This window comes from Neisseria sp. HMSC065C04 (assembly GCF_001815375.1).
GTDB lineage: Bacteria > Pseudomonadota > Gammaproteobacteria > Burkholderiales > Neisseriaceae > Neisseria > Neisseria flavescens_D.
Window position 1 is genome coordinate 222,934 of sequence record NZ_KV820396.1, and the last position, 9,575, is coordinate 232,508.

Sequence of the window (9,575 nt, forward strand, 5' to 3'; positions counted from 1 at the left end):
ACGTCATGCCTGTCTGATTTTTTCAAGCATGGGAATCAGGTGTTTCTTGTCCGTTGCCGAATGTCCGTTAATCAAGGCAAGCAACTCTTGGTCTTGAAATTCGAGGATTTCGGAAAATTCGGACAACTCCTGATCACTCAGGTGCTCGAATTCTTTTTCCATAAACCTACCGAAGATTAAGTCTAATTCCAACAATCCCCGGCGGGTTTGAAAACGGATTTTCCGTTTGGCAATATCGTCAAAAACCATCATTTCTTAAACGGCTCGTTTCAACATAATCTCTTTAATCTTACCGATGGCTCGGGTCGGATTCAAGTGTTTAGGACATACGTCTACGCAGTTCATAATGGTGTGGCAACGGAACAAACGGTATGGGTCGTTCAGATTATCCAAACGCTCATTAGTGATGGTATCACGGCTATCCGCAATGAAACGGTAAGCATTCAGCAAGCCAGACGGACCAACGAATTTATCAGGATTCCACCAGAATGACGGGCAGGCAGTCGAACAGCAGGCACACAAAATACACTCGTACAAACCGTCCAACTCTTTACGCTCTTCCTGAGTTTGCAGACGCTCTTTGTCCGCATCGATAGGGTTGTCGTTTACAACGTAAGGTTTGATTGAGTGATATTGTTTGAAGAACTGGGTCATATCCACAATCAGGTCGCGGATAACAGGCAGACCTGGCAGAGGGCGGATTTTAACCGGCTGTTTCAGGCTGCGCAGATCGGTCAGACATGCCAAGCCGTTTTTACCGTTGATGTTCATACCGTCAGAACCGCAAATACCTTCGCGGCAAGAACGGCGGAACGACAATGTATCGTCTTGTGCTTTCAGGCGCACTAAAGCATCCAAAAGTTTAACGTCGGTTGGTTCCAATTCCAACTCGTAACGTTGCATATAAGGTTTGGCATCAACGTCCGGGTTGTAACGGTAAATTTCAAAACTCATTTTTTCCATGAGAAGTGTTCCTTTTCTCATAAACTGCCCAATGATTTTGTATTATGAATTCAAGCAGTTCAATGTGGGTATGGTTAGGTTTCAGACGGCCTTTAAGATAAAGGCCGTCTGAAAACTCATCAATAAACGCGTTTAGCCGGTTTGATGTATTCCACGCTCAAAGGCTTGGTATGTACCGGTTTGTAAGACAAAGTATTGGTATCTGAATGATACAGGGTATGTTTCATCCAGTTTTCGTCATCGCGCTCAGGATGGTCGTCTGAAGCGTGTGCGCCACGCGATTCTTTACGCGCTTCGGCGGACACCAAAGTCGCTTTCGCTACTTCAATCAGATTATCCAATTCCAAAGCTTCGATACGCGCAGTATTCCACACTTTGCTCTTGTCTTTGATTTCAGTACGTTTCACGCGCTCGGCAATCGCCATGATTTCTCGAACACCTTTGCTCAGAATCTCATCGGTACGGAACACGCCGGCATGCAGTTGTACAGAGCGTTGCAGTTCGCGACGCAATGCATCAACGTTTTCACCATCGGTTTGGTTGTCCAAACGCTCGATACGTTGACGGGTCAATTCACCGGCATTAGCAGGCAGAGGTTTCCAGTCGCTTTGCTCTTTGATGAATTTAATCATACTGTCGCCAGCAGCTTTACCGAATACCACCAAGTCCAACAGGGAGTTGGTACCCAAGCGGTTCGCGCCGTGTACGGAAGCACAAGCACACTCACCTGCTGCATACAGGCCTTTTACAGGCACTTCGTAATCTTCACCTTGCGGAACAACAACTTCGCCGTGGTAGTTGGTCGGAATACCGCCCATCATGTAGTGGGTAGTCGGCACAACAGGAATCGGGTCTTTAATCGGGTCAATACCGGCAAACTGAATGGAAATCTCGCGGATGCCCGGCAGTTTTTCCATAATTTTTTCTGCACCGATATGGTCGATTTTCAGCAATACGTGGTCTTTGTTTTTACCGCAACCGCGACCTTCGTAGATTTCCATTGCCATTGCGCGGGAAACCACGTCACGGGAAGCCAAGTCTTTTACGGTTGGAGCATAACGTTCCATAAAGCGTTCGCCATCGGCATTCAACAGAATACCACCCTCACCGCGCACACCCTCGGTAATCAATACACCAGCACCGGCTACACCAGTCGGGTGGAATTGCCAGAATTCCATGTCTTCCAACGGAATACCTGCACGGGCACAAATACCCAAACCGTCACCGGTATTCATATAAGCATTGGTAGAAGAAGCATAAATACGACCGCCACCACCGGTAGCAAACATCACAGCTTTAGCGTGGAAAATATAAACCTCGCCGGTTTCCATTTCCATGGCAGTTACACCGACTACGTCGCCATTTTCATCACGAATCAAATCTTGCGCTGTCCATTCCACAAAGAATTGTGTATTGGCACGGACGTTTTGTTGGTACAAAGTATGCAACATCGCATGACCGGTACGGTCGGCAACCGCACATGCACGTTCTACCGCACGTTTACCATGTTCGGCAGTATGGCCACCGAAAGGACGTTGGTATATTTTGCCACTTTCCACACGGTCAAAAGGCATACCCATGTGTTCCAACTCAATTACGGCTTCAGGCGCGGCGCGACACATAAACTCAATCGCATCTTGGTCACCCAACCAGTCGGAACCTTTTACGGTATCGTACATGTGCCAATCCCAACGGTCTTCCTGCACATTACCCAATGAAGCAGAAATACCACCTTGAGCCGCTACAGTATGAGAACGGGTTGGGAACACTTTAGACAAAACAGCACAATTCAGGCCGGATTTAGACAATTGGAGGGCTGCGCGTAAACCTGCACCACCACCGCCAACAATCACGGCATCAAACTTGCGAACAGGAAAACCCATATTTACCCCCAAATTACTTTAACTGAATACACCAAGCAGCCTACCAACCAAACGATGGTGGCAACTTGTAAAAACAAACGCAGACCGAAAGGCTTAATGTAGTCCATCCACAAATCGCGGATACCTACCCATGCATGCAGGAATACAGCCAAGAAGCTCACTTGGGTAAATACTTTTACCCAAGTTTGATCAAAAAATGCCTGCCATGCCGAATATTCTTTAGGCAACGTAAACAAAACAACCAAAAGAACCACGGTGTACACCAGCATGATGACCGCAGTTGCACGTTGCATTGCCCAATCACGCAAACCGTAATGCGCACCTGTCAATTTACGTTCTACCATAACAAAGCTCCCAAAACGACGGTCAGAATCAAAGCAGAAGCAAATACAACTTTAGCAGTAGCACGGGCAGTATTTAATTCCAAGCCTTTGTGTACATCCAAAAACAGAAAGCGGATACCGGCGAAAAAGTGGTGCAGATATGCCCACAACAGACCGATAAGGATCAGCTTCACAAACGGATTGGAGATAGCAGAACGATATGCTTCAAACGACGCTTCGCGATCCAGCGTTCCAGAGAAGAAATACAAGAGAACAGGCAGCATCACAAACAAGCCGACGCCGCTGATACGGTGAAGAATAGATACAATCCCCGGTATGGGCAATCGGATATTCGGAATTTCCAAAAATACCGGGCGTGATTTGGCGGACATGGTCAGTTCCTCTAGATTTATTATCAGCTCAAAACCTATAGCTCAGCACTACAATAAGCTACATAAACCATAATTTACCTGTTTTATCTCATTTTGAACAGTGCAATTTATGAATGCTCTAATGATTTTTACCAAAAGACTAATAAAATCAAACAATCATTCTTAGATTTTTTTTTTTGTGTGCTTAGCCTTTTCTGTTACTTTCCTGCAATTAAGCCATCTCCCCATCAAAGCACTTAAGACAACATCATTATTGTTTGAGAATTGTATCTATTGTGAGATAAATTCTCACTCTTGATACCTAATCTTTACAAAGGCATAAGCCATTCTTAACTTATTACCATTGCATTATCACCACTACTCTTACATAGTTATACATTCAAAGACATTTCATCCATCTCTAGATGGACTAAAATACAGCACAACACAACAATGTTTCCATACCTTATAAGGAAGCTGCATCATGACACACTCCCCTCATCAAAACACACCCGATCCGGAAGACTACATCCCCTCCTTCCGCCGTCGAAACTTGGACACATCCGGCTTTATGAAAAAACTCGGACGCTTTGCCGGCCGCTTGGGCAAACCTGTCGTCCGACAGCTTTATGCACTTTATTACCTTTGGGAATCCGAACACACGCCCAAACGGGCTAAAATGATTATTGTCGGCGCACTGGTTTATTTCCTCAGCCCTATCGACAGCATTCCCGACCTTCTGATTCCATTTGGCTTCAGCGATGACATTGCCGTCATTGCGCTGGTTTATTCTCAGATGAAAAACTATCTGACCGAAGATATTCAAGAAAAAGCCCGTCAAGCGGCTGACAAGCTGTTTGGTTCTTAACAACATGCACCGACCACAAGTCGGACACACTTTTTCTTCAAATACACCTAAATCGCCTATGAAAAACCACTCTGCACTTTCAGCCTACCTTAACAACAGCTAGGGTGAATCCCTGACCTTAGCTCTCACAGTGTAAGAGTTTCACTTCGAAAAACCTTATAGGTTTATTACTGGCGATATCGTGCACCACTAGAACAGACAGACTTGTGTTGCATCGGCAAACAACGTTTACAATACAGCAAAATAAAAGGCCGTCTGAAACCTAAAATCTAGGTTTCAGACGGCCTTTTCTCCATCATATCTCAACTTATGATGAATTCCTATTTTTTGAACCTTCTTAGAATACAAATAGTCAATAATAATCCCACATGAAACAACGAAATATACACTTGAAATAAACATATACGGCATAGTAATCAAACCCTGCCCCATATCTCCGCAACAGGGAGACGTAGAAGACATCCAATACAAATACAGATATACTCCATTAATAATCGATGTAATCGCAAGAGAAGTAAAAATATATCTCTTGAAACAAAAATAGGGTAGGCATAAAAAAAACTGCAATAACAGACTCAATCCTGCAATCTCTACAGCCTCTCTTGACTCATTCGCTCCTAAATCAAAATATTTCGACCATGCATAAGACCATATAACCATAACGACCGAAATAAAAACAGCCGTAGTCAATAAATAGAAAAAACGCTGTTGTTTGTTTTGAAATTTTAAAAACATAATATTAAATAGAATTCAACGACACACATACATATAAAAAGAAGGCTGCCTGAATATTCAGACGGCCTTCTCAGTTTATGACTTTTTTATTTCAAAGGTTGCATACCCATAACTTCCATCAGGAAGTTGGTAAACGCAGGATTGCTTGGCTTAGTATCCATGTTTTTCCAGCGTTGTTGCCAATCGCGCAAAGCACCTTGGATATACTGTTTGGATTGCTCGGTAGTAATTTCACCACGTTGGCTGTCAACGGCAGAACGCAGATAAACTTCGTACATACTGTCATCGACAGAGTTGCGTCCCACTTGTTGGATACGGAAGCGGTTCAAATATTGTGCAGCCTGAACTTTGGTCAGACTACCTTGGCTCACTTGGGTACTCAAGCGACGTGCTTCATCATGAATCTTGGAAACATCTGCCCAATGCGAAGGAGCCAAATGATAACCGGTAGCTGAAACTTGTGAATCAGCCTTAGGCTTTTTGACGTTGGTTGGTCGAACTGGCACTTCTTTCAAAGTCGGAACATAAATCGATTCACAACCGGCAAGTGCCGCTACAGCAAGGATAGGAAGAATGTATTTTTTCATAATGCGCATTATAAGCATGATTCGTTGAAGAAACCAACTTTTGAATAATGGTATTCAAAGCTCATTAACTGAATTACAACAGATTTCATACGATATCTCAAGCCCATACGCAAAAAAGGCCGTCTGAAAACGGCCTTTTAACGACAATCCTATATTATGCCAAATCGGCAAACAGAGGTGTAGAAAGATAGCGTTCGCCATATGATGGCAACAAGACAACGATCAGCTTACCTTCGTTTTCAGGTTTTTTGGCCAGTTGCAATGCGCTCCATACCGCGGCACCTGAAGAAATACCCACCAAAATGCCTTCTTTTTCGGCCATAGCGCGCGCAGTTTCAAACGCTGCCTCGTTAGGTACTTTGGAAATGCTATCGTAAACAGTCGTATTCAAAACGCTGGGGATAAAGCCTGCACCCAAACCTTGAATCGGATGCGGGCCTTTCTCGCCACCGCTCAATACTGGGGAAGCTTCAGGCTCGACAGCCACGATTTGAACTTCGGGTTTGTATTTTTTCAACACTTCGCCCACGCCGGTAATCGTACCGCCCGTACCCACACCGGCCACGAAAATATCCACTTTACCGTCTGTATCGCGCCAAATCTCTTCGGCAGTGGTTTTACGGTGAACTTCAGGATTGGCCTCATTATCAAATTGGCGCGGCATGAAATAAGTGCCCGGATGTTCGTCCACTAAAGATTGGGCTTTGGCAATAGCGCCTGCCATGCCTTCGGCAGCAGGAGTCAAAATCAATTCTGCACCAAACGCACGCAGCAGCATTTTGCGTTCTTTACTCATGCTTTCAGGCATAGTAATCGCCAATTTATAACCGCGGGCCGCGCACACCATTGCCAAACCGATACCGGTATTGCCGCTGGTCGCCTCGACGATAACGGTATCTTTATTGATTTTACCGGCTTGCTCGGCCGCTTCAATCATGGCTTCGGCAATACGGTCTTTCACGCTGCTGCCCGGATTGAAAAATTCAAGTTTTACGGCGATTTGCGCTTTTAAACCTTCGGTCAGGCGGTTCAGTTTCACCAGAGGTGTGTTGCCGATCAGCTCGGTAATATTATTTGCAATTTTCATTTCCTGCTCCTGATTTAGATGTAATACAGCCTGCATATTAAACTCAGGCCGTCTGAAAAACCAATATCGAAAATTTCTTTCTTTATAACTTTTGGTTCAAGCGCGGTCAATATCCACTTCGCTCAAAAATCAATGCAACAGCAACCACAGCCTGCATCACGACGGCAACCATCCAGCCTGCCCACATCTGCCGCATACTGAAAAGAGAGGCAGGCTGCTTGCAAACAACCACACGGTGCAGATAAAACACCAGCATCAACACGCCCTGCAAAACAAACCAATAAATCGGTTTCAAGGCATAAATTTTCAGCAAGGCCGCCCATGCAAAAAACGCGCCAGCCAGCGGCAAGATGAAATAAACCACGCCTGCCAAGAAAACAAAAGCCAAAGTCATGACGACATTGGAAACTGCAAATAAGGTCAAACCGGCATATTCGCCTGCCGACCAAAACTTTTTGTCTTCCGTTTTACTGCAGTCATCAATAAAGAAGAAAATACTGGCGATTGTCAGATAAAAATGAGGGATGAACAAAGGGCCTGTATGCGTAAAACCCCACATTCCGGGCAACAAGCGCGCGCCCAGTGCCGAAATCCCCAGCCACAACAACACCGTAGCCCAAAGCCATTGAAACCGCTGTGCGCGAAAAATAAATGCCAACGATACCGCAGCATACGCGATGGCAAACCAAAAATCCAAAGAAACCATCATGAATACTGCAACTCGCCTTCGAAAACGGTTTCAGCAGGGCCGGTCATTTGCACATCGCCGCCTTCTTCCCAACTGATAAACAGTTCGCCCCCAGGCAGAGTAACACGCACAGGCGCACCCGCTTTCAGCAGGCCATTGCGCACGCCGGCCACCACGGCCGCACACGCTCCAGTGCCGCAAGCCTGAGTTTCCCCCACCCCGCGCTCAAACACACGCAACCGGACGGACAACTCATCTTCAATCTGCATAAAACCGACATTGACCCGTTCAGGAAACTGCTCGTGCGATTCAATGGCACTGCCCCAATGCTCCACCGGCGCAGCCTCAACATCATCAACCAAAATCACCGCATGCGGATTACCCATATTCACGCAGCTTACCGGTACAGATTCCAAACCGACCAAGACAATATGTGTCAGCGCATCTTCCGTTTCACCATGCGCAGGCACAAACGGAATTTCAGACGGCATGAAACGCGGTTTACCCATATTGACGGTAACCAAACCGTTATCCAACAGCTTCGGCACAATAATTCCTTTGGCCGTTTCGACCAAAATTTCCGTTTTATCCGTCAAACCCTTATCCGCGACAAAACGCGCAAAACAACGCGCACCATTGCCGCACTGCTCTACTTCCCGACCATCCGCATTGAAAATACGATACCGAAAATCGACCGCATCAGAAGAAGGCTTCTCCACCACCAAAAACTGATCAAATCCCACGCCGCGATAGCGGTCTGCCCATTGGGCAAGCGGCGCAGCCAACGGATCAAAATCCTGCTCGATGGCATTGACCACCATAAAATCATTGCCCAAGCCGTGCATCTTCGTAAATTTTAAAGTTTTCATTATTCATTCACATTCTTATTAAATCATTATTCCGGCACATTCTACACCAGAATGATATATCCGTTTCTATCTTGTTTTTCAGACGGCCTTGCGCCCTTTTACCAATACTAACACCAGCCACCCCGCAAAAATACTATACTTCCAACATTACAAACATTTCTTATTACAAGGATACACATTATGAAAAAAGTTCTCCTACCTGCCCTTTTGGCCGCTTCACTCAGCGCATGTACAGTCGGCACGCCCGGCGTTTCCGTCGGTTTAGGCGTCGGCACCGGCATCGGCCGCCATGTCGGTCTGGGTACATCCATCAACATCCCTGTCGGCTTGGATAAAACCAAAACCACCAAAGGCACAGATTCAGACGGCATCCGTATCTCAGAAGAACAAATTGTGACCTATTTTGATGCACACGGTACGCCCAGCAACAGCGCAGTCAAAGGCGGCTTCCATCGCCAACTGATCAGCAAACGCAACAACGAATACGTTGTCCAAGACTTTTACAGCGACAACAGCCAAAAACGTACGGACCCCTACGTCCTCAGCCACAACCAACTGATGCAGTTCCGCGCCACGCCAAGCAACGGCTCGCTGACCACTTACGCCTACAACGGCACCGTGATGCAGCAACAAGTATTCCAAAACGGCAAATTGGTTAACGCCAAATACTAAAGGCCGTCTGAAACGGCTGGAAGCCTGTGAAACTTGATTACAAAATATTTTTAACATTCAAACATTTGAAATATTTTGCACCATTTTCTTGAAAATATGGATTGACACATTTTTTCCAGCCATTATAATACGCCCCATTCCCCGATAGCTCAGTCGGTAGAGCGACGGACTGTTAATCCGCAGGTCCCTGGTTCGAGCCCAGGTCGGGGAGCCAAATTTTAAAAGCCTGAACTCCTGTTCAGGCTTTTTTACATCAATAAGAATAAGGAACGATTGTTCTTTCCCAAAGAAAGCCCTGAATCCTCATGAGACCTTTGCCAAGGTCTCTATCCGCCAAACTGGCACGCCTTGCGCCCTACTCACTTCGTCTGGCGAACAGGTGCAAACAACCCGAAACCTTTTTCAATCAGGTTTCGGGCTGTTTCGTTTTTTGAATAAACGGCATCTTTTCAGACGGCCTTGTCCATCAAATTTGGCACATCATTTCACACACGGATTGTCTAAAACGACCGAGACATTGCGTTCGGCT

At 45.8% G+C, this 9,575-nt stretch carries 11 protein-coding genes and 1 tRNA gene; 3 read left to right on the top strand and 9 right to left on the bottom strand.

Going from position 1 to position 9,575, the window contains the following annotated elements; translation table 11 throughout:
• Nucleotides 1-3: 3 nt before the first annotated feature.
• The 5 genes from HMPREF3022_RS03455 to sdhC form a co-directional block, all read right to left on the bottom strand.
• Complete coding sequence (locus tag HMPREF3022_RS03455) at nucleotides 4-252, bottom strand: FAD assembly factor SdhE (RefSeq protein WP_003678830.1); 249 nt, start codon at nucleotides 250-252, stop codon at nucleotides 4-6.
• A gap of 3 nt (nucleotides 253-255) precedes the next feature.
• Nucleotides 256-963: a succinate dehydrogenase iron-sulfur subunit gene (locus HMPREF3022_RS03460; RefSeq protein WP_003678833.1), complete on the bottom strand. Its 708-nt coding sequence runs from the start codon at nucleotides 961-963 to the stop codon at nucleotides 256-258.
• 119 nt (nucleotides 964-1,082) lie between these two features.
• Nucleotides 1,083-2,846: a succinate dehydrogenase flavoprotein subunit gene (sdhA, locus tag HMPREF3022_RS03465; RefSeq protein WP_003686011.1), complete on the bottom strand. Its 1,764-nt coding sequence runs from the start codon at nucleotides 2,844-2,846 to the stop codon at nucleotides 1,083-1,085.
• A 2-nt stretch (nucleotides 2,847-2,848) separates the two neighbouring features.
• Nucleotides 2,849-3,190, bottom strand: coding sequence for a succinate dehydrogenase, hydrophobic membrane anchor protein (sdhD, locus tag HMPREF3022_RS03470; RefSeq protein WP_003678837.1), 342 nt, complete (start codon nucleotides 3,188-3,190; stop codon nucleotides 2,849-2,851).
• Entirely contained in the window at nucleotides 3,184-3,561 is a 378-nt protein-coding gene (sdhC, locus tag HMPREF3022_RS03475) for a succinate dehydrogenase, cytochrome b556 subunit (protein WP_003686156.1), read from the bottom strand. Before sdhC ends, sdhD begins: the two co-directional genes overlap by 7 nt.
• A 463-nt stretch (nucleotides 3,562-4,024) precedes the next feature.
• On the opposite strand from sdhC, the gene HMPREF3022_RS03480 reads away from it, so the two are divergent.
• Entirely contained in the window at nucleotides 4,025-4,408 is a 384-nt protein-coding gene (locus HMPREF3022_RS03480; RefSeq protein WP_049329785.1) for a YkvA family protein, read from the top strand.
• An 821-nt stretch (nucleotides 4,409-5,229) separates the two neighbouring features.
• On the opposite strand, the gene HMPREF3022_RS03485 is transcribed toward HMPREF3022_RS03480, so the two are convergent.
• The 4 genes from HMPREF3022_RS03485 to dapF all read right to left on the bottom strand — a co-directional run bounded on the left by HMPREF3022_RS03485 (nucleotide 5,230) and on the right by dapF (nucleotide 8,374).
• Nucleotides 5,230-5,739: a membrane lipoprotein lipid attachment site-containing protein gene (locus HMPREF3022_RS03485; protein WP_049330952.1), complete on the bottom strand. Its 510-nt coding sequence runs from the start codon at nucleotides 5,737-5,739 to the stop codon at nucleotides 5,230-5,232.
• 145 nt (nucleotides 5,740-5,884) lie between these two features.
• Nucleotides 5,885-6,817 (bottom strand): cysteine synthase A, encoded by a 933-nt coding sequence (gene cysK / locus HMPREF3022_RS03490; RefSeq protein ID WP_141756489.1) that lies wholly within the window; start codon nucleotides 6,815-6,817, stop codon nucleotides 5,885-5,887.
• A 106-nt stretch (nucleotides 6,818-6,923) separates the two neighbouring features.
• Nucleotides 6,924-7,526: a hypothetical protein gene (locus HMPREF3022_RS03495; protein ID WP_049330949.1), complete on the bottom strand. Its 603-nt coding sequence runs from the start codon at nucleotides 7,524-7,526 to the stop codon at nucleotides 6,924-6,926.
• A complete protein-coding gene (gene dapF / locus HMPREF3022_RS03500; protein WP_049330948.1) occupies nucleotides 7,523-8,374 on the bottom strand; it encodes a diaminopimelate epimerase in 852 nt (283 codons plus the stop codon). Before dapF ends, HMPREF3022_RS03495 begins: the two co-directional genes overlap by 4 nt.
• A 180-nt stretch (nucleotides 8,375-8,554) precedes the next feature.
• Here dapF and HMPREF3022_RS03505 point away from each other — a divergent pair, with 180 nt between their 5' ends.
• Both HMPREF3022_RS03505 and HMPREF3022_RS03510 read left to right on the top strand, forming a co-directional pair.
• A complete protein-coding gene (locus HMPREF3022_RS03505) occupies nucleotides 8,555-9,046 on the top strand; it encodes a hypothetical protein (protein ID WP_049330947.1) in 492 nt (163 codons plus the stop codon).
• 138 nt (nucleotides 9,047-9,184) lie between these two features.
• A tRNA-Asn gene (locus tag HMPREF3022_RS03510) sits at nucleotides 9,185-9,260 on the top strand.
• Nucleotides 9,261-9,575: the final 315 nt, after the last annotated feature.

What these genes read in the sequence shown, in the direction of transcription:
- dapF (WP_049330948.1), bottom strand. Translation starts at nt 8,374, where the DNA reads ATGAAAACTTTAAAATTTACGAAGATGCACGGCTTGGGCAATGATTTT.
- HMPREF3022_RS03460 (WP_003678833.1), bottom strand. Translation starts at nt 963, where the DNA reads ATGGAAAAAATGAGTTTTGAAATTTACCGTTACAACCCGGACGTTGAT.
- cysK (WP_141756489.1), bottom strand. Translation starts at nt 6,817, where the DNA reads ATGAAAATTGCAAATAATATTACCGAGCTGATCGGCAACACACCTCTG.
- HMPREF3022_RS03495 (WP_049330949.1), bottom strand. Translation starts at nt 7,526, where the DNA reads ATGATGGTTTCTTTGGATTTTTGGTTTGCCATCGCGTATGCTGCGGTA.
- sdhA (WP_003686011.1), bottom strand. Translation starts at nt 2,846, where the DNA reads ATGGGTTTTCCTGTTCGCAAGTTTGATGCCGTGATTGTTGGCGGTGGT.
- HMPREF3022_RS03480 (WP_049329785.1), top strand. Translation starts at nt 4,025, where the DNA reads ATGACACACTCCCCTCATCAAAACACACCCGATCCGGAAGACTACATC.
- HMPREF3022_RS03485 (WP_049330952.1), bottom strand. Translation starts at nt 5,739, where the DNA reads ATGCGCATTATGAAAAAATACATTCTTCCTATCCTTGCTGTAGCGGCA.
- sdhD (WP_003678837.1), bottom strand. Translation starts at nt 3,190, where the DNA reads ATGGTAGAACGTAAATTGACAGGTGCGCATTACGGTTTGCGTGATTGG.
- HMPREF3022_RS03455 (WP_003678830.1), bottom strand. Translation starts at nt 252, where the DNA reads ATGATGGTTTTTGACGATATTGCCAAACGGAAAATCCGTTTTCAAACC.
- HMPREF3022_RS03505 (WP_049330947.1), top strand. Translation starts at nt 8,555, where the DNA reads ATGAAAAAAGTTCTCCTACCTGCCCTTTTGGCCGCTTCACTCAGCGCA.
- sdhC (WP_003686156.1), bottom strand. Translation starts at nt 3,561, where the DNA reads ATGTCCGCCAAATCACGCCCGGTATTTTTGGAAATTCCGAATATCCGA.